Genomic DNA, 25,412 nt, shown 5'->3' on the forward strand with positions numbered 1-25,412 from the left:
TTGGAGACAGCAATGCAAAAACAATTTTCCCTTCTGCCGAAAATCGCCGCCCTGTCCGTGATGGCAGCTTGCGCTGCACCGGCCATGGCCCAGACTGCGGGCAGCAATGTCGTCAGCGTGGGCTGGTTCCACCTGGCACCGCAGGATTCCAGCGAAATCCTGCGCAAGAATGATGGTCCCGGCGCGGGCCCCATCCCCGGCTCCGGTTCCACCGTGAAGAGCGCCGATACCCTGGGCCTGGCCTTCACCCGCTACCTGACCGACAACTTCTCGCTGACCGCTGACCTGGGTATTCCGCCGACCTTCAAGCTCGATGGCACCGGCACCCTGGCTGGCGTGGGCGAGATCGGCAAGGCCAAGCAGTGGAGCCCGGCCATCGTGGCGAAGTACCACTTCGGTGACGGCAACAGCGCCTTCCGTCCCTTCGTCGGTGCCGGCGTGACCTACGTCTGGTACGACAACGTCGAGCTGACCAGCAACTTCCAGCGCACCATTTCCAGCAAGTACACCAATGGCGCCATCAGCAGCGCCAAGTCCAGCGCCAGCCTGAGCTCCTCGTGGGCACCGGTGCTGACCGTGGGTGCCAACTACAACTTCGACAAGAACTGGTCGGTGGGCCTGTCGGTGTCCTACATTCCGTTGAAGACCGATGCCACCATCACCACCGAGCTGCCGGCAGTGGCAGGCGGTACCACCCACTCGAGCACCAGCCTGACGATCAACCCGATCGTGACCTTCCTGTCGGTGGGCTACCGCTTCTAAGAACGGAAAGCTGCTGCAAAAAAATGGCGCCCGGTTGTTCCGGGCGCCATTTTCTTTTGGGCGACTGCCTCAAGGCACAGCAGACGCCAAGTTCAGAAAGCCTCAGTCTTCGTGAACCGGCCATTGTGGAAGACCAGCGCAGCCTGCGGGTCGACTTCGCAGTGTTCTACTTCGCCCACGAAGATGACGTGATCACCCTCCGGATACTGGCTGCGGTTGTGGCATTCGAACCAGGCCGAGGCGCCTTCCAGCACCGGCTGTCCGGTGCGCGAGAGGGTGTAGGCCACACCCTCGAAGCGGTTCTCCATCTTGCTGGCGAATTGCTGCGCCAGATGGGCTTGTTCGGCACTGAGGATGTTGATGACGTAATGCGAGTTGCCCGAGAACGCCTGCAGGCTGTTGGCCCGCGTGCCCAGGCTCCACAGCACCAGCGGCGGATCCAGCGACACCGAATTGAAGGAGCTGGCGGTCAGGCCCAGGAGGGTGCCATCGGCCAGGCGGGTCGTGATGACGGTGACACCTGTGGCGAATTGCGACAGGGCCTGGCGGAAATGCGCCGCGTCGAACTGACGCGCTTCGGCGCGGGGAAAGCGTGTGTGCATCGGGAGTCTGCTTGGAGGTCGAAGCGCTCCGGCGGGCGCCTTGCGGCCAGCCGGTCATTGCGCGGAGATGCACATGATAACGGATCGCGCGCAGTCTTGCCGTGCGGGCCGGATGTTGCCGACTTGAGAATGCTTCACATCGACCGCACTTGAAGTGCTGAATTGGAGTAAAGTTTTACAACAAGCAACTTAACGGGAGAACATCATGGCCACGGAAATTGCAGTACTCGGCGGCGGCTGCTTCTGGTGCCTGGAAGCGGTGTACCAGCAGGTCAAGGGCGTGCAGTCGGTGGAGTCCGGCTATACCGGCGGCAGTGTGGTCAATCCCAGCTATGAGCAGGTGTGCGGCGGCCAGACCGGGCACGCGGAGGTGGTCAAGCTGGCTTTCGACCCGCAGCAGATCAGCTACCGCGAGATCCTGGAAATTTTCTTCACCATCCATGACCCGACTACCCTGAACCGCCAGGGCAATGACGTCGGTACGCAATATCGTTCAGTCATCTACTACCAGGATGCCACCCAGCACGATACGGCCAAGCACATCATCGCCGAGATGGCGCTGGTGTGGGATGCCCCCATCGTGACTGAACTGTCGCCGCCGCAGACTTACTATCGCGCCGAGGATTACCACCAGAACTACTTCGTGCAGCATCCTTTCCAGGGCTACTGCGCCTTCGTGGTGGCGCCCAAGGTGGCCAAGCTGCGTGAGGTGTTTGCCGAGAAGAGCAAGCCGGAATAAATTTTCGCTGCACGTGACGACGTAGAACGTACAACGGGCCTGCCCCCGGAAGAGGGCAGGCCCGTTGCTTCATGGGGCTGGCGAATGCTTATTGTTGTGCGTAGATGTACTTGCGCGACCATGGCAGCTGTTGCGCGCTGCGGCCGGCCTTGGTGCAGATGACCTGGTAAAGCGAGATCCAGTCGCGTTCGAATCCATAGGCGCTGCCGGCGAGGTAGACGCGCCAGATGCGGTAGCGCTTCTCGTCGGTCACGCGGTGGATGGCCTCGGCATTGGCTTCGAAATTGTCGGCCCAGATGCCGCAGGTGCGGGCATAGTGGCGCCGCAGGTTCTCCACGTCGAAGGCTTCCAGGCCGCCTTCCTGCATGGTCCGCAGCACCGTGCTGATGTGCGGCAGTTCACCGGCGGGGAACACGTACTTGTCGATGAACTCACCGGCGCCATAGGGCGACTCGCCATTCTCGATGTCGGTGCTGGTGATGCCGTGGTTCATGGCCATGCCGCCATCGGCCAGCAGCTTCCTGATCTGGGCAAAATACGTCGGCAGATTCTTGATGCCCACATGCTCGAACATGCCCACCGAGGTGATGCGGTCAAAGGTGCCGGTGACGTCACGGTAGTCCTGCAGGCGGATCTCGATGCGATCACTGAGACCGGCCGCTTCCACCCGCTCACGTGCCAGGGCGTACTGGTTCTTGGAGAGCGTCACGCCCACGCAGCGCGCACCGAATTTCTGCGCCGCCCGCAATACCAGCGCGCCCCAACCGCAGCCGATGTCGAGCAGGGTCTGGCCGGGCTTCAACTGGATCTTCTGCAGGATGTGGTCGATCTTCTTGAGCTGGGCCGCACCCAGGTCCTCGTCGCCGTTCTCGAAGTAGGCGCAGGAATACACCATGTTCTCGTCCAGGAACAGCTTGTAGAAGTCGTTGGAGACGTCGTAGTGATACTGGATGGCTTCGGCGTCCCGCTTTTTGGTGTGCGTCACGCTGCGCACCATGCGGCCCAGCCGGCCCTCGGCCTTGAGGGTGTTGGAGGCCAGGCCGTTGGCGACCTGGATGATGCTCTTGACCTTGCCCTCGACCTCGATCTTGCCTTCGACGTAGGCCTCGCCCAGGTTGGCCAGCGAGGGCGTGAGCAGTGAAGTGATGGCTGAGGCGTGCGGAACCTTGAGCGTGACTTCAGGCGTACCGCTGCTGAAGTCGTAATGCTGTCCGTTCCACAGCTCCAGCCGCAGTGGCAGGGCCGACACATTGCGAATGTTTTCTACCCAGGCGTCTAGCTTCTTTTCCCAAAACACGATGTCCTCCGCGTCAGTGATGAATGCTGTCCGGCCCTGCCTGGCATGGGGGATGTCGTCAGGGCTGCAGGCGCTGCCGTTGCCACTGGCCGTCATCGGAGCGCGTGTAGAGCACGCGGTCGTGCAGGCGGGAGGGTCGGCCTTGCCAGAATTCGATGCGATCGGGAATCACGCGGTAGCCACCCCAGTGTTCCGGGCGGGTCGGATGGTCCCCGAATTGCTGCTTGGTTGCTTCGTATTGCTGTTCCAGCGTCTCGCGGCTGGCGACAGTCCGGCTCTGCTGCGAGGCGATCGCGCCGAGCTGGCTGGCCAGGGGGCGACTGTAGAAGTACGCGTCGCTCTCTTCCTTGGTCACGCGTTCGATCTTTCCTTCGATGCGGACCTGGCGTTCAAGTTCTACCCAGTGGAACAGCAGGGCCACGTAGGGATTCTCCGCTACATCGGCCCCCTTGCGGCTGTCGTAATTGGTAAACCAGGTAAAGCCCAGCTGATCGAACTGCTTGATCAGCACGATGCGCGAAGAAGGCCGCCCATCGGCCCCGACGGTGGCCACGCTCATGGCGTTGGGCTCGGGGACCTGGGCCTTGGTCGCTTCCTCGAACCAGACGGCAAACTGGTCAATCGGGTCGGCGGCCGTGTCGACTTCGGACAGGCTGGCGCGGCTGTAGTCTTTACGTAGGTCAGCTAACGACATGCTTCTTGCTCCTTGGGGAGTGGCGCTAGATTAGCGCGTTTCAAAATGTTTTGCAGAGCAGCAAAACGGCGAATGCGAGCCATTGTGCGGCCTGGCGGCCGGTTGCTCCATGATCGCAAGCAAGGCGCGCCAATAAAAAAGCCGATGCATTATCGCATCGGCTTTCGCGGTTTGCCGGGGCCGGACCAGGTCCGGCCGCTTCAGGCAAGCTCGGGCAAGATCAGTTGGTCTTGACGGCTTCGACCTGAATGGCCAGCTTGGTGTCCATCGAGAAACCATACTTGGCACCGTAGTCGATACCGAAGTCGGCGCGGTTGAACGAAGCCGACGCATCGCCGCCGCACACTTCACGCTTGAGCATCGGATGCTGGATGCAGGTGAACTTGTTCAGGGTCAGGGTGACCGGCTTGGTCACGCCGTGCAGGGTCAGTTCGCCTTCGACGGTGGCCGGCTTGTCGCCGTTGAACTTGATGTTGCCCTTGTATTGGGCAGTCGGGTACTTGGCGACATCGAACATGTCGGCGCTCTTGGCGTGGTCGTTCATCTTGGCCATGCCGAAGTCGATGGAGGCGGTATCGATGGTGATGTCGACGGTGCCGGTCTTGGCAGCACGATCCAGGGTCACGGTGCCGCTGGTCTTGTCGAACTTGCCGCGCCAGATGGACACGCCCATGTGGTCAGCTTCGAAGCTGGGGTAGGTGTGGCTGGGATCGATGCTGTAGGTATCAGCAGCGTTGGCGGAGACAGCGGCGCCGGCGGCGACCAGGGCGAAGAAGAGGTGATTCAGTTTCATGTGTGTTGATTCCTTGAGTGAGAAAAACCGCTGGGGAGCCCGCCCCTTGCAGGGCGGTGCGTCATGGCGCGGAACGACTTTTGTTGATGTTGTTGGTGCTGTTGCTACGGATTACTGGGCCACGATGTGGAACTTGATCGTCACTTCATCGGCCACCATGCCGGTATCCTTCCACTCGCCTTCACCGACGTTGTAGGTCAGGCGCTTGATGGGCAGGGCGCCGTCGAAGACCTGGGTGGCGCCATCCTTCTTGACGGCCAGCGGGAAGCTGACATCGGTGCTCTTGCCCTTGATGGTCAGCTTGCCGGCCACGTCATACTTGCCGGCGCCAGCGGCCTTGATGCTGCTGGCCACGAAGCTGGCCTTGGGGAATTGGGCGGCGTTGAACCATTCCTTCTTCTGCACTTCCTTGTTGTACTCGGCTTCACCCAGGTCGAAGCTGGACACGTCGATCTCGACCGTGGCCTTGCCTTGTTCCGGCTTGGCGGCGTCGAAGTCGATGGTGGCGTTGAACTTCTTGAACTTGGCATCGACCGGGACGTTCAACTGCTTGAAGGTGGCGGTGACGCTGCTCTTGGCGGCATCGACCTTCAGCGGGGCGGCTTGCGCGGAGAGGGTGAAGGCAGCAGCGGCCAGGGCCAGCAGGCTGGGCTTGAGGAAGCGGAGGGAGGAAGTGGAGGTCATGTCGGGTTCCGTAAAAAACGAGCTATATGAATGATCTTGCGTGCGATGCGGCTTGGAGCGGATCAGGGCAGCATGCGCTTGAAGATATTGTCACGATCGATGAACTGGTGCTTGAGCGCGGCCAGCACGTGCAGGGCAAAGGCCGCCAGCAGGGTCATGTTGAGCCAGTAGTGGGTGGCCTTGAGCAGTGGCTTCCACTCGGGATTGGGAGCCATCAGCACCGGCAGCGGCACCACGCCCAGGTAGACCACCGGCACGCCGGCGGCCAGGCTGTAGAAATAGCCGGAGACGGGAATGGCGAACATCAGCACGTACAGGCCCAGGTGCAGGCCGTGCGCGGCCGACTGTTGCCAGGCCGGCATGTGGGCCGGATAGGCCGGGGCCTTGTGCGTGAGGCGCCACAGCAGGCGCACGCAGACCAGCGCCAGCACGGTCACGCCCAGCCACTTGTGCCAGGAAAAATACTTCAGCTTGGTCGGGGTCAGGCCGGGAATGTCGACCATGGTCAGCCCCAGGCCGAAAGCGGAGATGATCAACAGGGCAATGAGCCAGTGCAGCAGCACGGCGGGTTTGGTATAGCGTTCCATAGGATGTGGCGAGCGTAGGTGGCGTTTGGAGCGGCTGGCTCTGCAATGGTTCTGCAGCGCGGGCAGGCCGGGCTGGCGTCGCGAAATCCGCGAAGATTCCGGGCGGCAAGCGATGATGCCACTCTTTTTGACCCTGCTGAGTATAAAGAGCTTTGGCTGCTCGCATTACTCGCCGAAATCGCACTTCAGCCGTCCGGTTTTGCGAGTAATCCTGACAATGCTTCACGTTTTGGGTGGGCCAAATGAAAAATGGCGCACATTGCTGTGCGCCATTTCTTCATGTTGCGGATCGATGCTATGCGCTATCAGATCTGCTTGGCCAGTTCCACGGCGGTGCCGATGTAGTTGGCCGGGGTCATGGCCAGCAGGTGGTCCTTGGCTTCTTGCGGGATGGCCAGGCCATTGATGAAGTCGCGCAGGGCGTCCTTGGAAATGCCCTTGCCGCGGGTCAGTTCCTTCAGTTGCTCATACGGATTCTCGATGCCATAGCGGCGCATGACGGTCTGCACCGGCTCGGCCAGCACTTCCCAGGTGGCGTCGAGGTCGTCGGCCAGGCGTTGCGGGTTCACTTCCAGCTTGTTCAGGCCGCGCAGGCAGCTGTCATAGGCCAGCAGGGTGTAGCCGAAGCCCACGCCGATGTTGCGCAGCACGGTGGAGTCGGTCAGGTCACGCTGCCAGCGCGAGACCGGCAGCTTCTCGGCCAGGTGCTTCAGGACGGCGTTGGCCATGCCCAGGTTGCCTTCGGAGTTCTCGAAGTCGATCGGGTTGACCTTGTGCGGCATGGTCGAGGAACCGATTTCGCCGGCCTTGGTGCGCTGCTTGAAGTAGCCCAGGGAGATGTAGCCCCAGATATCGCGGTTCAGGTCCAGCAGGATGGTGTTGGTGCGGGCCACGGCATCGAACAGTTCGGCCATGTAATCGTGCGGCTCGATCTGGATGGTGTAGGGGTTGAAGGTCAGGCCCAGGCGCTTTTCCACGACTTCCTTGGAGAAGGCCGCCCAGTCGGTCTGCGGGTAGGCCGACAGGTGGGCGTTGTAGTTGCCCACGGCACCGTTCATCTTGCCCAGGATCTCGACGCTGGCGATGCGCTTGGCCGCGCGTTGCAGGCGCGCCACCACGTTGGCCACTTCCTTGCCCAGGGTAGTCGGGCTGGCCGGCTGGCCGTGGGTGCGCGAGAGCATCGGCACGGCGGCGTGCTCGTGGGCCAGGGCGGTCAGCTTGGCGATCACGGCTTGCAGCGAGGGCAGCAGCACGGTGTCGCGCGCGGCCTTCAACATCATGCCGTGCGAGGTGTTGTTGATGTCTTCGGAAGTGCAGGCGAAGTGGATGAATTCGGAGGCGGCCACCAGTTCAGGCACATCCTTCACTTTTTCCTTGAGCCAGTATTCCACGGCCTTGACGTCGTGGTTGGTGACGGCTTCGATTTCCTTGATGCGGGCGGCGTCGGCTTCGGTGAAGTCGGCGGCCAGCTTGTCCAGCAGCGCACGCGCCTGCTCGGAGAACGGCTTGATCTCGGCAAAACCGGCTTCGGACAGCGCTTGCAGCCAGGCAATCTCGACCTTCACACGATGGTGCATGAAGCCCGCTTCAGACAGCAGCGGACGCAGTTGATCGGTCTTGGAGGCATAGCGGCCGTCCAGCGGGGACAGGGCCGAGAGAGCGGAGAGGGACATGATGGAAACGATGGAAACGGAAGAGATGCGTTGACTGAAGATTGGCGAGTTTTGGCAGGCTTTTATGCCAAAACCCGAATCGCCTGAGCCCGGCATTTTACCATCGGCACGCCGGCCGGCCCAATTTTCCCGTCCGGCGCAGTCCTTTTGGACCGTTGCATTCCGTTCCTGACGCGATTCTTCATAAAATTGTCAGGAAATGCGAATGATATAATCGCCACAGATCATTACTCCACACGCTATGTTAAAACTCATCGGTTCCAATGCCAGTCCGTTCGTGCGCAAAGTGCGCGTCGTGATGGCCGAAAAAAAGATCGATTACGAATTCATCCTGGAAGATGTCTGGAGTGCATCGACCACCATCCAAGAGAGCAACCCGCTGGGCAAGGTGCCCTGTCTGTTGATGGATGATGGGGGCGCCATGTTCGATTCGCGGGTGATCGTCGAATACCTGGACACCTTGACGCCGGTCGGCAAGCTGCTGCCCCCCAACGGCCGCGAGCGCGCCGAGATCAAGTGCTGGGAAGCGCTGGCCGATGGTGCCCTGGATGCGGCCGTGCTGGTGCGTCTGGAAAAGACCCTGCGTCCGACCAAGCAGCAGAGCCCGGAATGGATCAAGCGCCAGTGGAGCAAGGTGGAGGCATCCTTGAAGGCGATGGCCGAGGGCCTGGGCGAAAAGCCCTTCTGTGTGGGCAACCACTACACCCTGGCCGACGTGGCGGTAGGCTGTGCGCTGGGCTGGCTGGCTTTCCGCTTCCCGGACCTGGCCTGGCGCGAGGATTATCCGCAACTGGCGCGACTGTTCGACAAGGTGTCGGAACGGGCCAGTTTCAAGGACACCGTGCCGCATCTGTGAGGCAGGGGCCCGCGCCCTTGGCCATTGCCATCGGTCTTGTGGCCAGATGGGCGATGACATAAAAAAAGCGCGCTCCAAGGAGCGCGCTTTTTGTTTGCCATCGGCTGTTGCGATTATTCGCTGGCCGGCGACATCTGGCTTTGCAGGTAATTCTGGATGCCGACCTTGTCGATCAGGTCCAGCTGGGTTTCCAGCCAGTCGATGTGTTCTTCGGTGTCATCCAGGATCATCTGGAACAGTTCGCGCGAGACGTAATCGCCGTGCTGTTCGCAGGTGGCGATGCCTTCCTTGACGGTCTTGTGGGCCGCCTGTTCCAGCTTCAGGTCGCATTGCAGCATTTCCTGGGTATTCTCGCCGATCATCAGCTTGTGCAGCGCCTGCAGGTTGGGCAGGCCGTCGAGCATCAGGATGCGGTCGATCAGCTTGTCAGCGTGCTTCATCTCGCCGATGGATTCGGCGTATTCCTTGGCGCCGATCTTGTCCAGGCCCCAGTGCTTGTACATGCGGGCATGCAGGAAATACTGGTTGATGGCGGTGAGCTCATTGGTCAGTTGAGCATTGAGCAACTTGATGACTGCGGGATCGCCTTTCATGGGGATTACCTTTAAAAATTGATGTAAGAGGAAAACCGCGTTAATTATGGGTGACGTTATAGCTGCCTGACCGCGGACGGACGGATCATAGTCCAGATGCGTGCTTTGTTCAGCAAGAATTAGCGGTAATCATTCTTACTTTGGTTGGCGTATGAAGGAAAAAACAAAAACCTCCGTCGCCAGGCGAGGGAGGTTTTCGGGTGCAGGCCCTGTGGGGAGCGTGCCGGGAGTTGCCGGAAGTGCCGGGGTGGCACTTCCCTTGGGCGCGGCGACTGCTGAAGTTTATTTCTTGTCAGGATCGGTCACGAAGCCGATCTTGGTCAGTCCGCCAGACTGCGCCGCCGACATTACCTGCGCCACCTTTTCATACTGGGTGGTGCGCTCGGCGCGCAGGTGCATTTCCGGCTGCGGCTGCTTCTGGGCGGCCACGGCGATGCGGGCGCTCAGTTCGCTGCTGTCGATCTTTTCTTCATTCCAGAACACGTTGCCGGCTGCATCGATGGACAGGTTGATGCTTTCCGGCTTCACCTGGTCCGGCTGGCTGCTGGCCTTGGGCAGGTCGATCTTGACCGCATGGTTCATCACCGGGATGGTGATGATGAAGATGATCAGCAAGACCAGCATCACGTCCACCAGCGGGGTGGTGTTGATCTCGGGATTGAAATCGTCGTCCGAATCGGACAGGGAACCCATGCCCATCATGCCCTCCCGACTGCGGTCAGCTTGGCCTTGCCGCCATTGGGCTGGCCATCTTCACCGGCGGCGCGGGCACCGGTGACGAACAGGGCGTGCAGGTCGAAGCCGAACTTGTTGAGCTTGGCGATGGTGGTCTTGTTGCCGCGCACCAGGGCGTTGTAGCCGAAGGTGGCGGGGATGGCCACGGCCAGGCCCAGCGCGGTCATGATCAGGGCTTCACCGACGGGGCCGGCGACCTTGTCGATGCTGGCCTGGCCGGTGGTGCCGATGGACACCAGCGCGTGGTAGATGCCCCAGACAGTGCCGAACAGGCCCACGAACGGTGCGGTCGAGCCGACCGAAGCCAGCACGGCCATGCCGGTTTGCAGCTTGCCGGAGGCTTCGTCGATGGCCTGGCGCAGCGACAGGGTGACCCAGTCGCTCACCGACAGCTGGTCATGCAGGTGGCCCTTGTGGGCGGTGTGGTGGCTCATGGCGGTGACACCGGCCTTGGCCACTTCGGCGAAGGGGTTGTCATGGCCCAGGGTGGCCACGCCTTCGGGCAGGCTGGTGGTATCCCAGAACTGGTGGCCGGCGGCGGCCGAGGCCTTGCGGAAACGCAGCAGCTGGAAGGCCTTGGTGAAGATCACGTACCAGGACGCGATCGACATGGCCAGCAACAGGACGGCGACGCCCTTGGTAACGAAATCGCCTTGGGCCCAGAGGCTTTCCAATCCGTACGGACTAACTTCCATGATGTTTCCTTCTATTTTTGACTATCAGATGAGGGGAATGATGAAACGAAATGATTGCCTGGCCGGGCAAGACCCGGCCAGGCGAGATGCTTTATTCAGTTCAGGCGGAAGGCCAGGCTGCCGACCGTGCTGACGGTGATGGCCTTGCCGTTTTCGATATAGGGCTTGAAGACGGCGCGCATCACGGCGCTGCGGGCGGCATCGTCCAGGCGCGAATAGCCGGAGGACTTGGTGATCTCGACCTTTTCGGCGCGGCCGCTGGTGTTGACGGTCACGCGGAATTCCACCACGCCTTCTTCACCCATGCGGCGCGACACGCTGGGATAGGTCGGGTTCGGCTTTTCGATGTATTCGATACCCGAAGTGATCTGCTTGGGCAGGACCGGGCCAGGCGGGGCGGCCGGTGCCGGCGTCGGTTCGGGAGCGGCCTGCGCTGCCGGGGCAGCTGGTTGCGGCGGCTGGGGCGGCGCCGTGATGGCGGTCGGTGCCGGGGTTTCGGTCACGGGGACCGGCTTGGGCGGTGCCACCACTTTCTTGACGATCTTCACCTGCTTGGGCGGGGCCGGCTCGGCCTTGGGCGGCGCGGGCTCAGGGGCCTTCTCGGGAACGATGAAGGTGGCGATCACTTCCTTGGGAACGGCGCTGGCGACCTGGTGGACCAGGCCGCTTTGCAGCGCCCAGAAAAAGGCGACGTGCAACAGGATGATCAGCCCCAGCGGGCCGATCTTGCGTGCCTGGCGCATCAGTGCGCTGGGTGGGCTGATACTCATGAGAGACGGTGAAATGGCGTTCATTGATCTGGTTCAGGCAGCGGCCAGTGAGGGATGGAATACCACCGGACGCGTACCTTGCTGTGCTTGACGGGAACTGCTGAGGCATTCGCGCAGGACGTTCTTGGCGCAGGAGTGGCACTTGCCGCAGCAGGTGCCCACGCCAAGCTGCTTGCGCAGCTCGGCCATGGACGACACGCCTGCATCAACCGCCTGATGGATCTTGCCTTCAGAGATGTTATTACAAACACATACGATCATTTTACGCCTTGCTGCCTGCTTCATCAGGCTCTTGACTTGACGATGGCTAAGTTCTCGCTCCTGCAACCATGCGCGAGAAGAAGTTGAATTTTTCCTGCGGCGGCATCGTGCGTTCCACTACATGCGCCCATTGTTCCGACAGCTGCTGGCAGGTGGCCCGCAGCACCGGTGCCAGGTTGGGCAGGTCCGCCAGGGCCTTCAGGTGTCTTTCGATCACCGAGGCCAGCTTCACGCAGCTCTGCGTTTCCTGGCTGTTGTTGGCGGTGTAGTGCGACATCAGATGCAGCACGGCGGACACCAGAAGTTCAGGCTGGGCCGGTGCGTTGCTCGGTTCCACGAACGTGGACGTCATGTTCTCGTTGACCATCAAACTCTCCTCGCTGGGCTAGCTTGGCTGGCGGTGCGTCATGACGAACGACGCTGGCTGGCCTGTTTATGGATCCACCTTGTTTGATGCTGCCGGCTTACGCCGTCAGGATCAGCTTGTTCAGCTGGGTCAGGCGCAATTTGTAGATGCGACCGCCGTGATCAATCTCAAGCTCGCGCATCTGACGGAACAGGTCCGTACTCTTGATGCGGGTGATCGGCGTTCCGTTGGCGGTCGTGCCCGGCTTGTTGCGACGGTCCATGCTGTTGTCGTTCAGTTGGCTCATTACAATCACCTCCTATTAAATGCGAACAATTCTTATTTAGATTATTTGCGATTTGCGGCGGGATTGCAAGCCCTTTTATCGGTGTGATTGATAATTTTTATCATCTAGGGTCGTGCAGGAAACACTTCCAGCCTATCAAGGCTGTCAAGCTTGCCCAAAAGAAAATGCCCCGGCGCGAAGATCGCGCGCGGGGCATTCAATAGTTGCCTTTGTGAAAGCTTAATCCGGCAGTGCGCCGCTTTCGATGATGCCGCCACCCAGGCAGACGTCGCCGTCATACAGCACCGCGGACTGCCCCGGCGTGACCGCCCATTGCGGGGTGTCGAAGGCCAGCGAGAAGGTGCCGCCGGCATCGGCAAAGCCGCAGGGAACATCCGCCTGGCGATAGCGCGTCTTGGCCGACAAGGCCGGCAGTTGGGGCGCCTGGCCTGCGACCCAGCTGATCTGGCCTGCCGAAAGCGTGGGCGAGAGCAGCCAGGGGTGGTCATGTCCCTGGACGATGTAGAGGGTATTGTTCTCCACATCCTTGCGCGCCACGTACCAAGCGTCGCCATGGCCATCGGCATTCTGGTGCGCCTTCAGGCCGCCGATGCCGATCCCTTTGCGCTGGCCCAGCGTGTAGAAGGACAGGCCCACGTGCTCGCCCACGGTCTGGCCGTCGGCGGTCTTGATGGGACCGGGTTTGTAGGACAGGTAACGGTTCAAAAATTCACGGAAAGGGCGCTCGCCGATGAAGCAGATGCCGGTCGAGTCCTTCTTCTTGGCGTTCGGCAGTTGCAGCTGCTCGGCGATCTTGCGCACTTCGGTCTTGTGGATTTCACCCAGGGGGAACACCGTGCGCGAGAGCTGCTCCTGATTCAGCCGATGCAGGAAATAGCTCTGGTCCTTGCTGGCGTCGAGCGCCTTGAGCAACTGGAAGTCACCCTGCGGCCCCTGGCGCACCCGCGCGTAGTGGCCGGTGGCGATGAGGTCGGCACCCAGCTTCATGGCGTGGTCGAGGAAGGCCTTGAACTTGATCTCGGCATTGCACAGCACGTCCGGGTTGGGCGTGCGGCCGGCCTGGTATTCGCGCAGGAACTCGGCGAAGACGCGATCCTTGTACTCGGAAGCAAAATTCACTGCCTCGATATCCACCCCGACCACATCGGCCACGCTGACCGCGTCGATCCAGTCTTCACGGGTGGAGCAGTATTCCGAATCGTCGTCATCTTCCCAATTCTTCATGAACAGGCCGATGACCTCATAGCCTTGCTCCTTCAGCAGCCATGCCGAAACCGACGAATCCACGCCGCCCGACATGCCGATGACTACTCTTTTCTTGCTCATGTTGTTTCCGTTCAATGCGGTCCTCCGTCAAGAGGTCCGCCAGGTGATGCGCCCGCGTCAGCCGGGCAGGGCGCCAATGGCGCTGGGATCGGTATGGACCAGTTCCAGCGGTGCGCGCTGGCCGGCCAGGTAGTCATCCACGCAACGCAACACCAAGGGGCTGCGATGCCGTTCGGCGCAGGCAACCAGTTCGTCGCGTGTCATCCAGATGGCGCGCACGATGCCCTCGTCCAGCGGCCGGTCCAGCGCCTCGCCGACCGTTCCCGCAAAGGCGAAGCGCAGGTAGGTGACCGACAGGCCGCCGCGCGAGGACGACACGTTGCGTGAAAGATAAGTCCCCACCAGCGCCGTCGGAGTGAAGACATGTGCCGATTCTTCCAGCGCCTCGCGGACCGCCGCCTCGATCAGGGATTCGCCCGGTTCCAGGTGGCCGGCCGGCTGGTTGATGCGCAGCCCGCCGGCGCCGTGTTCTTCCACCATGAGGAAGCGGCCGTCGCGCTCGATGATGGCCGCTACGGTGACAGAGGGTTTCCAGACTTCAGACATTGATGACCTCGTGAATCCGCCATTTTACCTTGTCGAAGCCCATTCTTCAGCGCCAGGGCCGCCGTGGCGCGGGATCGCGCAGTTTTCTTGCAGGCTGGACAATTTCTCGCCCGGCAAGGCCAGTCGTGTAAGATTGGGCCAAGAATCCACAAAAAAAGGAGTCAGGAATGAGGATAGCGATCCCCGCCGAAAGCCGGGACGGAGAAACCCGTGTCGCCGCCACCCCCGAAACCGTCAAGAAACTGGTTGCGGCCCGGCACGAAGTGATGGTGGAGTCCGGCGCCGGGGTCAAATCCAGCATTCCTGATGAGGCCTATGTGGCCGTCGGTGCCAGCATCGGCAGCGCCGAAGCGGTCTATACCGCCGAGATCCTGCTCAAGGTGCGCGCCCCCAATGAAGCCGAACGCGCCCGCATCCAGCCGGGTACCGTGGTCATCGGCATGTTGAATCCCTTCGATGCCGACAACATCGCCGCCATGGCCGCAGCCGGCCTCACCGCCTTTGGCCTGGAAGCCGCGCCCCGCACCACCCGCGCGCAGTCGCTGGACGTGCTGTCCTCGCAGGCCAACATTGCCGGCTACAAGGCCGTGCTGATGGCCGCCAACACCTATCAACGCTTCATGCCCATGCTGATGACCGCCGCCGGTACCGTCAAGGCCGCGCGCATGCTCATCATGGGGGCTGGCGTGGCCGGCCTGCAGGCCATTGCCACGGCCAAGCGTCTGGGTGCGGTGATCGAGGCGTCCGACGTGCGTCCGGCGGTCAAGGAGCAGATCGAATCGCTGGGGGCCAAATTCCTGGACGTGCCCTTCCTGACCGAGGAAGAAAAGGAAATCGCCCAGGGCGTGGGCGGCTATGCCCGTCCCATGCCGCCGGACTGGATGAAGCGCCAGGCCGAACTGGTCCACGAACGCGCCAAGCAGGCCGACATCATCATCACCACCGCCCTGATCCCCGGCCGCAAGGCGCCGGTGCTGATCAGCGAAGAAACCGTCAAGGCCATGAAACCCGGTTCGGTGATCCTGGACATGGCGGTCGACCAGGGCGGCAACTGTCCCCTGTCCGAACCCGGCAAGACCGTCATCAAGCATGGCGTGCACATCATCGGCGAAGGCAACCTGGCGGCCCTGGTGGCGGCCGATGCCTCGGCCCTGTATGCGCGCAACGTGCTGGACTTCCTCAAACTGATCATCGATGCCGAAGGCAAGCTGGTCATCAACAAGGAAGACGATATCGTCGCGGCCACGCTGCTCTGCCAGGGTGGCGAGATCCTGCGCAAATGAATCTGCCGGCCCGGGTCGGCAGGAAAACCGGGTGTTTTCAGTCCCCCTCACACCCATCACTTTTGAAACAAGAAGGAAGAAGTACATGCAACGCATCATGCTGCGCGCGAAGATCCATCGCGCCTCGGTCACCCAGTGCGACCTGAACTATGAAGGTTCCTGCGGGATCGACGAAGACCTGCTGGAAGCCGCCGATATCCGCGAGTTCGAGAAGATCGAACTTTACAACGTCAACAACGGTGAACGTTTCTCCACCTATGCCATTCGCGGCAAGCGCGGCAGCGGCGAGATTTCACTCAACGGCGCCGCGGCCCGCCTGGCGCACCTGGGCGACCTGCTCATCATCTGTACCTACGCCCCGATGAGTGATGAAGAAGTCGCCAGCTACAAGCCCAAGGTGGTCTTCGTGGACGACAAGAACCGCATCACCAGCCTCAAGGCAATCTGACCCTCGACAAGAACCATGCGGCCCGTTTCCCCGGCGGGCTGCCTCAGAAGGAGGAACACCATGGAAGTCAGCCACACCATCATCAACCTGATCATCTTCGTGCTGGCCATCTACGTTGGCTACCACGTGGTCTGGACGGTGACCCCGGCCTTGCACACGCCCCTGATGGCGGTGACCAATGCCATCTCGGCCATCATCATCATCGGCGCCATGCTGGCGGCGGGCCTCACTGAAGGCACGGTCGGCCGCATCGCCGGCACGCTGGCCGTGGCGCTGGCGGCGGTGAACGTGTTCGGCGGCTTCATGGTGACCCAGCGCATGCTGGAAATGTTCAAGAAGAAAGAGCCCAAGGCCAAGTCGGGAGAACGAGCATGAGCATGAACCTGGTGACCCTGCTGTACCTGATCGCATCGATCTGCTTCATCCAGGCCTTGAAGGGCCTCTCGCACCCTGCCACGGCGCGCCGTGGCAACAGCTTCGGCATCGCCGGCATGGTCATCGCCGTGCTGACCACGCTGGCGCTGATCGTCAAGATCAAGGGGGAAGGAGCTAATCCTTCCGGTGACATCGGCTACCTGCTGGTGGCTGGCGGCGTGATCGTCGGTGGCGCCATCGGCGCTTATCTGGCGCGCAGCGTCGAGATGACCAAGATGCCCGAACTGGTGGCGGCGATGCACTCGCTCATCGGTCTGGCGGCGGTCTGTATCGCCGTGGCGGCAGTGGCCGAGCCGTGGGCGCTGGGCATTTCCGCGCACGGGCAGCTGATCCCGGTGGGCAACCGGGTGGAACTGTTCATCGGTACCTTCGTGGGCGCCATCACTTTCTCGGGCTCCGTGATCGCTTTCGGCAAGCTCTCGGGCAAGTACAAGTTCCGCCTGTTCCAGGGCGCGCCGGTCAACTTCGCCGGCCAGCATTTCCTGAACCTGCTGCTGGCGGTGGCCATGATCGGCTTCGGCATCATCTTCGTGCTGACGCAAAACTGGCTGCCCTTCATCATCATGGCCGCCATCGCCTTTGCGCTGGGCGTGCTCATCATCATCCCGATTGGCGGGGCGGACATGCCGGTGGTGGTCTCGATGTTGAACAGTTATTCCGGCTGGGCAGCGGCGGGTATCGGCTTCTCGCTGAACAACTCCATGCTGATCATCGCCGGTTCGCTGGTCGGTTCGTCCGGCGCGATCCTGTCCTACATCATGTGCAAGGCGATGAACCGGTCCTTCTTCAACGTGATCCTGGGCGGCTTTGGCGGTGAAGCGGCGGCCGCCGGTGGCGGGGCGCAGCAGCAGCGCAACGTCAAGTCGGGATCGGCCGACGATGCCGCGTTCCTGATGGGAAATGCAGAAACCGTCATCATCGTGCCGGGTTACGGGCTTGCCGTCGCGCGCGCGCAGCATGCACTGAAGGAATTGACCGAGAAGCTGACCCACAACGGCGTGACCGTGAAATACGCGATCCACCCGGTGGCCGGCCGCATGCCGGGCCACATGAACGTGCTGCTGGCCGAGGCCGAAGTGCCCTATGACCAGGTCTTCGAGATGGAAGACATCAACAGCGAGTTCGCCCAGGCCGATGTGGTGCTGGTGCTGGGGGCCAATGACGTGGTCAACCCGGCGGCCAAGGATCCCAAGTCGCCCATTGCGGGCATGCCGATCCTGGAAGCCTACAAGGCCAAGACCGTGATCGTGAACAAGCGCTCCATGGCGGCGGGTTATGCCGGCCTGGACAATGAGCTGTTCTATATGGACAAGACCATGATGGTCTTTGGTGATGCCAAGAAGGTCATCGAGGATATGGTCAAGGCGGTGGATTGAGTTTGGTCTGCTCCGGCAGAAATGAAAACGGGCTGCGCAGTGATGCGTAGCCCGTTTTTACTTGCTTCTGCAGAAGCGTTGAGGACCGCTTACTTGGTCCCGAAAATACGATCCCCCGCATCGCCCAGCCCAGGCACGATGTAGGCATCCTCATCGAGGTGGGAATCCAGCGAAGCGACGTAAAGCTTCACATCCGGATGCGCATCAGCGAACACCTGCACGCCTTCCGGGGCGGCTACCAAGGCCACGAAGACGATGTGCGAAGCCGGTACGCCGCGCTTCTTCAGGGCATCCACGGCGTAGACGGCCGAGTTGCCGGTGGCGACCATGGGGTCGCACAGGATCATGATGCGGTCCTGCAGGTCCGGCAGGCGCACCAGGTATTCCACCGGCTGGTGGTTTTCGTCGCGATAGACGCCGATATGGCCCACGCGTGCCGAAGGGATCAGTTCCAGCAGGCCATCGCTCATGCCCACGCCCGCGCGCAGCACCGGCACCACGGCCAGCTTCTTGCCGGCGATCACCGGGGCTTCATAGGTCACCAGCGGGGTTTCGATGGTCTCGGTGGTCAGCGGCAGGTCGCGCGTGATTTCGTAACCCATCAGCAGCGTGATCTCGCGCAGCAGATCGCGGAAGGTACGCGTGGAGGTGCGCTTGTCGCGCATGTGCGACAGCTTGTGCTGGATCAGCGGATGGTCGAGGATGAAGAGATTCTTGAAGCGCGGGTCTTGTTTCATGGCAAATGCATATCTGCGGGGTGGAGCGGCGGGCGCCGCAAGTCAGCATTGTCGCATTTCCTGACCGCCTGCGCGACGCCGGGACGTCGCGCATATGCAGCATTGTTCACCTCATCGGCGACCGAACATCATCTGTTCGGCCAGCAAGCCGCGCGCTGCGGGCAGCAGGTCGATCGCCCCCAGCGACAGGCCCAGCGCCGCCTGCAGGGGCGAACCCTGGGGCGAGCCGGCAAAGATGCGCGCCATCAGGTCCGTGAGCCGGATGGTCAGGCCGCGATCCTGCCCGCGCTGGCGTTCGAAGGCCTGCAAGGCGTCGGGTGACACCTCGCGCGCCAGCACATCGGCCAGCACGCGGGCATCGCGCAGGCCCAGGTTCAGGCCCTGGCCGGCCACCGGGTGCAGGGTTTGCGCTGCATTGCCGATGGCCACCACACGCCGGCTCTGGCCGGGGCGGGCGTTCAAGCCCAGCGGGAAGGCGTGGCGCGGGCTGATGCGGGTGAAGCGGCCGACCCGTTCGCCGAAGGTGCGCTGCAGGGCGGCCAGGAACGCCGCATCGTCCAGCGCCAGCAATGCTTCGCCGGTTGCTGGCCGCACACACCACACCAGGGCATAGCCGTCGTCTTGAGGCAGCAGAGCCAACGGTCCTTCATCGGTGAAGCGTTCGAAGGCGCGATGGGCGATCACGCCATCGGCCTGCACGTGGGCGATGATGCCCAGTTGCTGGTAATCGCGCTGCAGGCTCTTTTGCTGCTGCTCACCGAAGACGCCGCCCTCGGCCTGGATCACCAGTTGTGCGCGCAGCACGCGGCCGTCCTTGAGGGTGACGGCGACGTGGTCGTTGTCTTCCGTGATCTCTTGCGCCTCGGCGGGCCGCATCAGGGCCAGTCCCAGCGGTGCGATGGCCGAGGCCAGCGCACGGTTGACTTCGCCATAGCGCGCCACATAGCCCAGTGCGGGCAACTGGTAATCCTTACGATCCAGCAGGGTGCGGCCGAAGTGGCCACGGCGCGAGACATGGATCTGCTCGATGGCGGTGGCGCTGCGGCCGATGGCGTCCCAGGCACCCAGTTCGTCGAGGATCTGGCGGCTGCCGTAGGAGAGGGCAATGGTGCGCGGATCGGCAGCAGCTTGTTCGGGAGACTTCATGTCTACCAGGGCGATGCGCGCGGCGGCCAACTGGCGGCGTGCCAGCAGGCCCGCCACGCTCTGGCCGACCGGGCCGCCGCCACAGATGATGAGGTCGAAATCGACGGATTCCATGATGCCGGGAGATGCCTTCTGCAGAAGATTCAGGAAGGCCTCATTGTAGCGGAGCCGCGCCGCGCGGGCTTGATCCGGCGCATGCGCGGCCCCGGGGGACGGGCGCTTAACCCTGGCGCATCAGCGCTTCGATGTCATCGACCTTGGTAGGCACGCCCGTGGTCAGCAATTCGCAGCCGGAGGGCGTCACGTGCGCATCATCCTCGATGCGGATGCCGATGTTCCAGAACTGCTCCGGCACCCCTTCGCCCGGACGTACATAGATGCCCGGCTCGATGGTCAGCACCATGCCCGGCTGCAGCGTGCGCCAGGGCTTGCTGCCGTCGGCGCTGGCGGGGTCGCGGTAGTCGCCCACGTCATGCACATCCATGCCCAGCCAGTGGCCGGTGCGGTGCATGTAGAACTGGCGGTAGTCGCCTTTGTCGATCACGTCTTCCAGCGAGCCGACCTTGGATTTATCCAGGAGGCCCGTGTCCAGCATACCCTGCGCCAGCACGCGTACGGCGGCGTCATGGCCATCCATGAAACGCTTGCCCGGTGCGGTCTCGGCGATGGCGGCAGCTTGCGCGGCCAGGACGATTTCGTAGAGCGCCTTTTGCGGCCCGCTGAACTTGCCATTGGCCGGGAAGGTGCGGGTGATGTCCGAAGCGTAGCTGTCCAGTTCGCAGCCGGCATCGATCAAGACCAGGTCGCCGTCCTTGATCTCGGCGTCGCCCGCGCGATAGTGCAGCACGCAGCTGTTGGCACCGGTGGCGACGATGGAGCCATAGGCCGGATACTGCGAACCGTTGCGGCGGAATTCGTGCAGCAGTTCGGCTTCCAGGTGATATTCGCGCAGGCCGGGACGGCAGATGCGCATGGCGCGGCAATGCGCTTCGGCGGAGATGACGCCGGCGCGTTTCATCACGTCGATTTCAAAGGCGTCCTTGAAGAGGCGCATGTCATCCAGCAGCACGCTCACATCGACCACTGCGCCGGGCGCGGACACGCCGCTGCGCGCCAGGGCGCGTACGCCCTGCAGCCAGCGCTGCAATTGCGCGTCGCGCTTGTCGTCCTGGCCCAGTGCGTAGTAGACCGCACGGGCGTCGGAGAGCAGGGCGGGCATGTTCTTGTCCAGTTCCTCGATGGGGTGGGCCGCATCGAGCGCGAAGAGTTGCTGCGCGGCCTGCGGGCCGTGGCGGTAGCCGTCCCAGATCTCGCGTTCCAGGTTCTTGTCGCGGCAGAACAGGATGCTGTGGTTTTCCTTGCCGGCCACCAGGACCAGTACCGCTTCGGGTTCGGTGAAGCCGGTCAGGTAGTAGAAGTAGCTGTCGTGGCGATAGGGATAATCGGCATCGCGATTGCGCATCACCTCGGGGGCGGTCGGGATGATGGCCACGCCACCCCCGGCTTGTTGCAGGCTGGCCAGCAGGCGTGCGCGGCGGGCGGCGAAGGGAGTGGCGTCGAAGCTCATGGGCGGGTTCCTTGCGGTGGCAGGTTCAGTGCTTCCAGTTGTTCGATGGTACCGACGTTGTGCCAGTCGCCCCGATACACGTCACCGCCGATGCGGCCCTGGTCGGCGTACTGGCGCAGCAGCGGCCCCAGTTTGGCGTGGCTGCCGGGCGCGATGCCGTCGAACATTTCAGGGCGATACACGCCGATGTTGGCAAAGGTCAGCTTGGGCTGGCCCTCGTTGGCGATGGCGAAGTTGTTCAAGGCGAAATCACCCTCCGGGTGGAAGGACGGATTCTTGACCAGGTAAAGCCAGGCCAGGTCGCGCTTGTCTTGCGGCAGCGGGTTGCCCCAGGGGTCTTCGTCTTCCAGCACCGTCAGCAATTCGCTGTAGTCGAAGTGCGGGCACCAGATGTCGCCGGAGACCGCTATGAAGGGTTCTTCACCCAGCAGGTGGCGGGCCTGGGCGATACCGCCCGCGGTTTCCAGCGCGGTCGTTTCAGGTGAATAAAAGAGCTTGGCGCCGAAGCGGCTGCCGTCACCGAGGGTGTCTTCGATCATCTGGCCCAGGTGGGCGTGGTTGATGACGATCTCGGTGATGCCGGCGCGTACCAGCGAGAGGATCTGCCAGACGATCAGCGGGCGGCCACGCACTTTCAGCAGCGGCTTGGGGCAGGTATCGGTCAGCGGTCGCATGCGCTCGCCGCGGCCGGCTGCAAAGATCATGGCTTTCATGCCGGGCGCCTCAGAAGGTGTAGCCGAACTTGGGCGCGTGTTCCTGTTCGAGCTTCTCGATCAGGCGCACCAGGGGCGTGAAGGCCACATAGCGGCGCGCGGTCTTGAGGGTGTATTCCATGACCAGCGGGATATCCTTCAGGTAACCATCCTTGCCATCGCGATGCCACAGGCGCGCGAAGATGCCCAGTACTTTCAGGTGGCGCTGCAGGCCCATCCATTCGAAGTCGCGGTAGAAGGTATCGATGTCCGGGGTGACTGGCAGGCCGGCGCGGCGCGCCTTTTCCCAGTAGCGGATGGCCCAGTCCAGCACCATTTCTTCATCCCACTGGATGTAGGCGTCGCGCAGCAGCGAGACCAGGTCGTAGGTGATGGGGCCGTAGACCGCATCCTGGAAGTCCAGGATGCCGGGGTTGCCCTTGGGCAGCACCATCAGGTTGCGCGAATGGTAGTCGCGGTGGACGTAGACCTGTGGCTGGGCCAGGTTGTTGGCCAGGATGGCGTCGAAGGTCTTGTCCAATACGGCGTTCTGCTCGTCGGTGAGGGTGACGCCCAGGTGTTTGCCGATATACCACTCGCGGAACAGTTCGAGCTCGCGCAGCAGCAGCGGGCGGTCGTATTCGGGCAGCGCCTCGGGCTTGCTTTGCGCTTGTAAAAGTACCAGGGCCTCGATCGCATCCATGTATAGTGCGTGCGCGCTGTCGGCCGAGAGCTGCGAGAGGTAGGTCGTGGAACCCAGGTCCGAGAGCAGCAGGAAGCCGCGTTCGGTATCCTGTGCCAGTACCTTCGGCACGGTCACCCCGGTCTCGCCGAAGAGACCGGCGACTTTCACGAAGGGGCGCACATCCTCCTGCGGCGGCGGGGCATCCATCACGATGGCGCTGCCGCCGTCGGGTGTATCCACCCGGAAATAGCGGCGGAAGCTGGCGTCGGCCGAGGCCGGGCGCAGGGTGGAGGACAGCACCGGGGTATCGGCCAGGGTGGCCAGCCAGGCTTGCAGTTCGGACAGGCGGAGATCGGGGGTGGAACCAGGTGAAGACATGAACTATCTGAGGAAATCGTTTGACGTGGTTGAGTTCCCATATAATAAGGGATTAAACCCAAAAAATCCGCCTGCACGGTATCTAGCCTCTCTTTTCATGATCCGGTTTTCCAAGTCTTTCACTGAACGTACTGTCAACTGGCGGCTGGCGCGTCTGTTCTCTTCGGCAATGGTGGTGGCTTCGGCCTCGGCCCTCCTGCCGCTGTCGGTGCACGCCCAGATGAGCATGCCCGCGCCTGCGCCCGCCACTCCGCCCGCACAGGACCAGGACGCCCCGGTCAATGTCAGCGCCGAGCAGATGACCGGTCGCCCCGATCGCCAGGTCAACCTGGACCGCGACGTGGAACTGGTCAAGGCAGCGACCACCATCAAGTCCGACAAGGCCGAATACCGCATCATCCAGGATGAAGTCGAGGCCACCGGCCACGTCTGGATGCAGCGCCTGCAGGACCAGTACACCGGCGACTACGCCGAAATGAACATGGGCACCGGCGCCGGCTACGTGACCAATCCGACTTACCTGATCGGCAAGAGCGGTGGCCGCGGCAAGGCCCAGCGCATCGACTTCCTGTCCGACGACCAGGCCAAGGTGACCCAGGGGACTTACAGCACCTGCGAAGCGCCCGATCCCGACTGGTACCTGCGCGCCAACACCATGGATCTCGACAGCGGCCGGGATGAAGGCGTCATGCATGGCGGGCTGGTGTATTTCAAGGATGTGCCGATCCTGGGCTCGCCCTGGATGTCCTTCCCGCTGTCGGGTGAACGCAGGTCGGGGGTGCTGCCGCCGACCATCGGCATGACCACCAACGGTGGCGCCGAGATATCGGTCCCCTACTACTTCAACCTGGCGCCCAATTACGACATGACGCTGGTGCCCCGCTATATTGCGCGCCGCGGGCTGCAACTGGGTGCCGAGACCCGTTACATCGGTGACGGCTACAGCGGCGTCACCAATGTCGAAGGCATCCAGGATAGGGTGACCGGCACCGGCCGTTATTCGCTGTCCTCCATCCACAACCAGACCCTGGCCCCGGGCTTGCAACTGGCGTGGAACCTGAACAAGGCGTCCGACAACGACTACCCGTCCGATTTCGCGCGATCCATTACCGGTAGTACGCAGCGGCTGCTGCCGCGTAACGTGAGCCTGGTGTATGGCAGCACGTACTGGAGCGTGACCGCGCTGGTTTCCAAATACCAGTTGCTGCAAGACGTCAATGCGCCCATTGGCAAGCCCTATGACCGGGTACCGGAAATCACCTTCGTGGGCAATCGCTACGACATCGGTGGGTTTGACTTCAATACCACTGCCGACTTCACGCGCTTCTCCAGCGGCAGCTTGATCGGTGGCGACCGTGCTTACGTAACGCAGGCGGTGTCCTATCCCATCATTCGTCCGGGTTATTTCATCAGGCCCAAGGTGATGTTGGATGCCACCAGCTACAGCCTGAACAATGTGACTGCCGGCCAGCCCACCAGCTTCAGCCGTACTTTGCCAACCCTCTCCCTTGATTCGGGCCTGATCTTCGAACGCGAATCCAACCTGCTGGGCCGCGGCATGACCCAGACGCTGGAGCCGCGCCTGTTCTACGTGCGCACGCCTTATCGTGACCAGTCGCAGTTTCCTGTTTTTGATTCCGCCCTGGCCGACTTCAACTTCGCACAGATCTTCAACGAAAACCGTTTCGTCGGCCACGACCGCATCAGCGATGCCAACCAACTGACTGCGGCCGTCACCACGCGCCTGATCGAGGAAAACGGCCTGGAGCGCCTGCGCGCGGCGATCGGCCAGCGCTACTACTTTACCGATCCCAAGGTGGCCATCAGCGGCACTACCACCACCACGCTGGGCAGCAAGTCCGACCTGCTGCTGGCCTTGGGCGGCCAGATCACCCGCGAGTTCTCCACCGACAACACGGTGCAGTACAGCGAGACCCTGCGCCAGATGGTGCGTTCGACGTTCGGCATCCGCTGGCAGCCGGCTCCCAAGCGCGTGCTGAACCTGCAGTACCGCCTGGACCGTACTTACGTCAATCCCTACACCGGCGTGCTCGATCCGCTCAAGCAGGTCGATGTGTCCGGACAGTGGCCGCTTACCCAGCGCATCTACGCCGTCGGCCGCATGAACTACTCCATTCCCGACCGCACCGTGGCCGAAGGCCTGGCCGGCTTCGAATACAAGGCCGATTGCTGGGTCTTCCGGGTGGTGGCGCAACGCATCCCGACCTCGTCCACCAAGGCGTCGACGGGCTTCTTCATCCAGCTCGAACTCAACGGCCTTTCCAAGATCGGCTCCAACCCCATGGATGCCATCAAGAGCAGCGTGCCCGGTTACCAGAACGTGAACCTGCCGGACACCATGACCGGCAACAACTTCTAACTTTTTTCGAACCAACGAT

Annotated in this window: 29 protein-coding genes; 8 read left to right on the forward strand and 21 right to left on the reverse strand. The window is 62.3% G+C overall.

What is annotated here, in order from left to right:
• The first annotated feature begins 12 nt into the window (after nt 1-12).
• Nucleotides 13-762 (forward strand): OmpW/AlkL family protein, encoded by a 750-nt coding sequence (locus tag CEJ45_RS07780; RefSeq protein WP_088754602.1) that lies wholly within the window; start codon nt 13-15, stop codon nt 760-762.
• 92 nt (nt 763-854) lie between these two features.
• Here CEJ45_RS07780 and CEJ45_RS07785 read toward each other — a convergent pair whose 3' ends face one another.
• Nucleotides 855-1,364: a flavin reductase family protein gene (locus tag CEJ45_RS07785; protein ID WP_088754603.1), complete on the reverse strand. Its 510-nt coding sequence runs from the start codon at nt 1,362-1,364 to the stop codon at nt 855-857.
• Nucleotides 1,365-1,569: 205 nt separating this feature from the next.
• On the opposite strand from CEJ45_RS07785, the gene msrA reads away from it, so the two are divergent.
• Nucleotides 1,570-2,103, forward strand: a complete 534-nt coding sequence (gene msrA / locus CEJ45_RS07790) for a peptide-methionine (S)-S-oxide reductase MsrA (RefSeq protein WP_088754604.1) — start codon at nt 1,570-1,572, stop codon at nt 2,101-2,103.
• Between the two features lie 88 nt (nt 2,104-2,191).
• Here msrA and CEJ45_RS07795 read toward each other — a convergent pair whose 3' ends face one another.
• The 6 genes from CEJ45_RS07795 to purB form a co-directional block, all read right to left on the reverse strand.
• Complete coding sequence (locus CEJ45_RS07795) at nt 2,192-3,400, reverse strand: SAM-dependent methyltransferase (protein WP_088754789.1); 1,209 nt, start codon at nt 3,398-3,400, stop codon at nt 2,192-2,194.
• A 58-nt stretch (nt 3,401-3,458) separates the two neighbouring features.
• Nucleotides 3,459-4,094 (reverse strand): pyridoxamine 5'-phosphate oxidase, encoded by a 636-nt coding sequence (gene pdxH / locus CEJ45_RS07800; protein WP_088754605.1) that lies wholly within the window; start codon nt 4,092-4,094, stop codon nt 3,459-3,461.
• A gap of 220 nt (nt 4,095-4,314) precedes the next feature.
• Nucleotides 4,315-4,887, reverse strand: coding sequence for a YceI family protein (locus tag CEJ45_RS07805; RefSeq protein WP_088754606.1), 573 nt, complete (start codon nt 4,885-4,887; stop codon nt 4,315-4,317).
• A gap of 111 nt (nt 4,888-4,998) precedes the next feature.
• The gene (locus CEJ45_RS07810) at nt 4,999-5,571 is read right to left on the reverse strand and encodes a YceI family protein (protein ID WP_088754607.1); all 573 of its coding nucleotides are present in this window, start codon (nt 5,569-5,571) and stop codon (nt 4,999-5,001) included.
• A 62-nt stretch (nt 5,572-5,633) separates the two neighbouring features.
• Complete coding sequence (locus tag CEJ45_RS07815; RefSeq protein ID WP_088754608.1) at nt 5,634-6,158, reverse strand: cytochrome b; 525 nt, start codon at nt 6,156-6,158, stop codon at nt 5,634-5,636.
• A gap of 305 nt (nt 6,159-6,463) precedes the next feature.
• Nucleotides 6,464-7,831: an adenylosuccinate lyase gene (gene purB, locus CEJ45_RS07820; protein ID WP_088754609.1), complete on the reverse strand. Its 1,368-nt coding sequence runs from the start codon at nt 7,829-7,831 to the stop codon at nt 6,464-6,466.
• Nucleotides 7,832-8,072: 241 nt separating this feature from the next.
• Between purB and CEJ45_RS07825 the strand changes: the two genes are divergently transcribed.
• The gene (locus tag CEJ45_RS07825; RefSeq protein ID WP_088754610.1) at nt 8,073-8,687 is read left to right on the forward strand and encodes a glutathione S-transferase family protein; all 615 of its coding nucleotides are present in this window, start codon (nt 8,073-8,075) and stop codon (nt 8,685-8,687) included.
• Nucleotides 8,688-8,800: 113 nt separating this feature from the next.
• Here the strand turns inward: CEJ45_RS07825 and bfr are convergent, their stop codons facing one another.
• The 9 genes from bfr to CEJ45_RS07870 form a co-directional block, all read right to left on the reverse strand.
• Nucleotides 8,801-9,280 (reverse strand): bacterioferritin, encoded by a 480-nt coding sequence (bfr, locus tag CEJ45_RS07830; protein ID WP_008325625.1) that lies wholly within the window; start codon nt 9,278-9,280, stop codon nt 8,801-8,803.
• A gap of 282 nt (nt 9,281-9,562) precedes the next feature.
• A complete protein-coding gene (locus CEJ45_RS07835; protein ID WP_034332017.1) occupies nt 9,563-9,979 on the reverse strand; it encodes an ExbD/TolR family protein in 417 nt (138 codons plus the stop codon).
• Complete coding sequence (locus tag CEJ45_RS07840; protein WP_039786252.1) at nt 9,979-10,710, reverse strand: MotA/TolQ/ExbB proton channel family protein; 732 nt, start codon at nt 10,708-10,710, stop codon at nt 9,979-9,981. The genes CEJ45_RS07835 and CEJ45_RS07840 overlap by 1 nt, the downstream gene beginning before the upstream one ends.
• Before the next feature lie 95 nt (nt 10,711-10,805).
• Nucleotides 10,806-11,504: an energy transducer TonB gene (locus tag CEJ45_RS07845; protein WP_088754611.1), complete on the reverse strand. Its 699-nt coding sequence runs from the start codon at nt 11,502-11,504 to the stop codon at nt 10,806-10,808.
• Between the two features lie 9 nt (nt 11,505-11,513).
• Nucleotides 11,514-11,741, reverse strand: coding sequence for a (2Fe-2S)-binding protein (locus CEJ45_RS07850; protein ID WP_088754612.1), 228 nt, complete (start codon nt 11,739-11,741; stop codon nt 11,514-11,516).
• Nucleotides 11,742-11,787: 46 nt separating this feature from the next.
• Nucleotides 11,788-12,108 carry a hypothetical protein gene (locus CEJ45_RS07855; protein WP_088754613.1) on the reverse strand — a complete coding sequence of 107 codons (321 nt, stop codon included), beginning with the start codon at nt 12,106-12,108 and terminating at the stop codon, nt 11,788-11,790.
• A gap of 97 nt (nt 12,109-12,205) precedes the next feature.
• The gene (gene hemP, locus CEJ45_RS07860) at nt 12,206-12,394 is read right to left on the reverse strand and encodes a hemin uptake protein HemP (protein ID WP_008325641.1); all 189 of its coding nucleotides are present in this window, start codon (nt 12,392-12,394) and stop codon (nt 12,206-12,208) included.
• A 219-nt stretch (nt 12,395-12,613) separates the two neighbouring features.
• Complete coding sequence (mnmA, locus tag CEJ45_RS07865; RefSeq protein WP_088754614.1) at nt 12,614-13,720, reverse strand: tRNA 2-thiouridine(34) synthase MnmA; 1,107 nt, start codon at nt 13,718-13,720, stop codon at nt 12,614-12,616.
• 57 nt (nt 13,721-13,777) lie between these two features.
• Nucleotides 13,778-14,266, reverse strand: coding sequence for an NUDIX hydrolase (locus tag CEJ45_RS07870; RefSeq protein ID WP_088754615.1), 489 nt, complete (start codon nt 14,264-14,266; stop codon nt 13,778-13,780).
• 167 nt (nt 14,267-14,433) lie between these two features.
• Between CEJ45_RS07870 and CEJ45_RS07875 the strand changes: the two genes are divergently transcribed.
• The 4 genes from CEJ45_RS07875 to CEJ45_RS07890 all read left to right on the forward strand — a co-directional run bounded on the left by CEJ45_RS07875 (nt 14,434) and on the right by CEJ45_RS07890 (nt 17,808).
• Nucleotides 14,434-15,549, forward strand: coding sequence for a Re/Si-specific NAD(P)(+) transhydrogenase subunit alpha (locus tag CEJ45_RS07875; protein WP_088754616.1), 1,116 nt, complete (start codon nt 14,434-14,436; stop codon nt 15,547-15,549).
• 85 nt (nt 15,550-15,634) lie between these two features.
• On the forward strand, nt 15,635-15,997 hold the full coding sequence (panD, locus tag CEJ45_RS07880) for an aspartate 1-decarboxylase (RefSeq protein WP_008325650.1): 363 nt from the start codon (nt 15,635-15,637) through the stop codon (nt 15,995-15,997).
• A gap of 60 nt (nt 15,998-16,057) precedes the next feature.
• Entirely contained in the window at nt 16,058-16,372 is a 315-nt protein-coding gene (locus CEJ45_RS07885) for an NAD(P) transhydrogenase subunit alpha part 2 (protein WP_034335569.1), read from the forward strand.
• A complete protein-coding gene (locus CEJ45_RS07890) occupies nt 16,369-17,808 on the forward strand; it encodes an NAD(P)(+) transhydrogenase (Re/Si-specific) subunit beta (protein WP_088754617.1) in 1,440 nt (479 codons plus the stop codon). The genes CEJ45_RS07885 and CEJ45_RS07890 overlap by 4 nt, the downstream gene beginning before the upstream one ends.
• A gap of 89 nt (nt 17,809-17,897) precedes the next feature.
• Here CEJ45_RS07890 and upp read toward each other — a convergent pair whose 3' ends face one another.
• The 5 genes from upp to CEJ45_RS07915 all read right to left on the reverse strand — a co-directional run bounded on the left by upp (nt 17,898) and on the right by CEJ45_RS07915 (nt 23,013).
• Entirely contained in the window at nt 17,898-18,545 is a 648-nt protein-coding gene (gene upp / locus CEJ45_RS07895) for a uracil phosphoribosyltransferase (RefSeq protein ID WP_088754618.1), read from the reverse strand.
• A 111-nt stretch (nt 18,546-18,656) separates the two neighbouring features.
• Complete coding sequence (locus CEJ45_RS07900; RefSeq protein ID WP_088754619.1) at nt 18,657-19,805, reverse strand: FAD-dependent monooxygenase; 1,149 nt, start codon at nt 19,803-19,805, stop codon at nt 18,657-18,659.
• A 106-nt stretch (nt 19,806-19,911) separates the two neighbouring features.
• Nucleotides 19,912-21,258, reverse strand: a complete 1,347-nt coding sequence (gene pepP / locus CEJ45_RS07905) for a Xaa-Pro aminopeptidase (RefSeq protein ID WP_088754620.1) — start codon at nt 21,256-21,258, stop codon at nt 19,912-19,914.
• Nucleotides 21,255-21,971, reverse strand: a complete 717-nt coding sequence (gene murU / locus CEJ45_RS07910; RefSeq protein WP_088754621.1) for an N-acetylmuramate alpha-1-phosphate uridylyltransferase MurU — start codon at nt 21,969-21,971, stop codon at nt 21,255-21,257. Before murU ends, pepP begins: the two co-directional genes overlap by 4 nt.
• 10 nt (nt 21,972-21,981) lie before the next feature.
• A complete protein-coding gene (locus tag CEJ45_RS07915; RefSeq protein WP_088754622.1) occupies nt 21,982-23,013 on the reverse strand; it encodes an aminoglycoside phosphotransferase family protein in 1,032 nt (343 codons plus the stop codon).
• A gap of 97 nt (nt 23,014-23,110) precedes the next feature.
• Between CEJ45_RS07915 and CEJ45_RS07920 the strand changes: the two genes are divergently transcribed.
• Nucleotides 23,111-25,393, forward strand: coding sequence for an LPS-assembly protein LptD (locus tag CEJ45_RS07920; protein ID WP_088754623.1), 2,283 nt, complete (start codon nt 23,111-23,113; stop codon nt 25,391-25,393).
• Nucleotides 25,394-25,412: the final 19 nt, after the last annotated feature.

Origin of the sequence: Herbaspirillum aquaticum (assembly GCF_002213425.1) — a bacterium.
Lineage (GTDB): Bacteria > Pseudomonadota > Gammaproteobacteria > Burkholderiales > Burkholderiaceae_D > Herbaspirillum > Herbaspirillum aquaticum.

Coding starts and splice junctions, on each gene's coding strand:
- msrA (WP_088754604.1), top strand. CDS start 1,570: ATGGCCACGGAAATTGCAGTACTCGGCGGCGGCTGCTTCTGGTGCCTG.
- CEJ45_RS07825 (WP_088754610.1), top strand. CDS start 8,073: ATGTTAAAACTCATCGGTTCCAATGCCAGTCCGTTCGTGCGCAAAGTG.
- purB (WP_088754609.1), bottom strand. CDS start 7,831: ATGTCCCTCTCCGCTCTCTCGGCCCTGTCCCCGCTGGACGGCCGCTAT.
- CEJ45_RS07915 (WP_088754622.1), bottom strand. CDS start 23,013: ATGTCTTCACCTGGTTCCACCCCCGATCTCCGCCTGTCCGAACTGCAA.
- CEJ45_RS07890 (WP_088754617.1), top strand. CDS start 16,369: ATGAGCATGAACCTGGTGACCCTGCTGTACCTGATCGCATCGATCTGC.
- CEJ45_RS07815 (WP_088754608.1), bottom strand. CDS start 6,158: ATGGAACGCTATACCAAACCCGCCGTGCTGCTGCACTGGCTCATTGCC.
- CEJ45_RS07870 (WP_088754615.1), bottom strand. CDS start 14,266: ATGTCTGAAGTCTGGAAACCCTCTGTCACCGTAGCGGCCATCATCGAG.
- CEJ45_RS07920 (WP_088754623.1), top strand. CDS start 23,111: ATGATCCGGTTTTCCAAGTCTTTCACTGAACGTACTGTCAACTGGCGG.
- pdxH (WP_088754605.1), bottom strand. CDS start 4,094: ATGTCGTTAGCTGACCTACGTAAAGACTACAGCCGCGCCAGCCTGTCC.
- CEJ45_RS07785 (WP_088754603.1), bottom strand. CDS start 1,364: ATGCACACACGCTTTCCCCGCGCCGAAGCGCGTCAGTTCGACGCGGCG.
- panD (WP_008325650.1), top strand. CDS start 15,635: ATGCAACGCATCATGCTGCGCGCGAAGATCCATCGCGCCTCGGTCACC.
- bfr (WP_008325625.1), bottom strand. CDS start 9,280: ATGAAAGGCGATCCCGCAGTCATCAAGTTGCTCAATGCTCAACTGACC.
- CEJ45_RS07900 (WP_088754619.1), bottom strand. CDS start 19,805: ATGGAATCCGTCGATTTCGACCTCATCATCTGTGGCGGCGGCCCGGTC.
- CEJ45_RS07875 (WP_088754616.1), top strand. CDS start 14,434: ATGAGGATAGCGATCCCCGCCGAAAGCCGGGACGGAGAAACCCGTGTC.
- CEJ45_RS07855 (WP_088754613.1), bottom strand. CDS start 12,108: ATGGTCAACGAGAACATGACGTCCACGTTCGTGGAACCGAGCAACGCA.
- CEJ45_RS07850 (WP_088754612.1), bottom strand. CDS start 11,741: ATGATCGTATGTGTTTGTAATAACATCTCTGAAGGCAAGATCCATCAG.
- CEJ45_RS07780 (WP_088754602.1), top strand. CDS start 13: ATGCAAAAACAATTTTCCCTTCTGCCGAAAATCGCCGCCCTGTCCGTG.
- murU (WP_088754621.1), bottom strand. CDS start 21,971: ATGAAAGCCATGATCTTTGCAGCCGGCCGCGGCGAGCGCATGCGACCG.
- mnmA (WP_088754614.1), bottom strand. CDS start 13,720: ATGAGCAAGAAAAGAGTAGTCATCGGCATGTCGGGCGGCGTGGATTCG.
- upp (WP_088754618.1), bottom strand. CDS start 18,545: ATGAAACAAGACCCGCGCTTCAAGAATCTCTTCATCCTCGACCATCCG.
- CEJ45_RS07835 (WP_034332017.1), bottom strand. CDS start 9,979: ATGGGCATGGGTTCCCTGTCCGATTCGGACGACGATTTCAATCCCGAG.
- CEJ45_RS07810 (WP_088754607.1), bottom strand. CDS start 5,571: ATGACCTCCACTTCCTCCCTCCGCTTCCTCAAGCCCAGCCTGCTGGCC.
- CEJ45_RS07805 (WP_088754606.1), bottom strand. CDS start 4,887: ATGAAACTGAATCACCTCTTCTTCGCCCTGGTCGCCGCCGGCGCCGCT.
- CEJ45_RS07845 (WP_088754611.1), bottom strand. CDS start 11,504: ATGAACGCCATTTCACCGTCTCTCATGAGTATCAGCCCACCCAGCGCA.
- hemP (WP_008325641.1), bottom strand. CDS start 12,394: ATGAGCCAACTGAACGACAACAGCATGGACCGTCGCAACAAGCCGGGC.
- CEJ45_RS07840 (WP_039786252.1), bottom strand. CDS start 10,710: ATGGAAGTTAGTCCGTACGGATTGGAAAGCCTCTGGGCCCAAGGCGAT.
- pepP (WP_088754620.1), bottom strand. CDS start 21,258: ATGAGCTTCGACGCCACTCCCTTCGCCGCCCGCCGCGCACGCCTGCTG.
- CEJ45_RS07885 (WP_034335569.1), top strand. CDS start 16,058: ATGGAAGTCAGCCACACCATCATCAACCTGATCATCTTCGTGCTGGCC.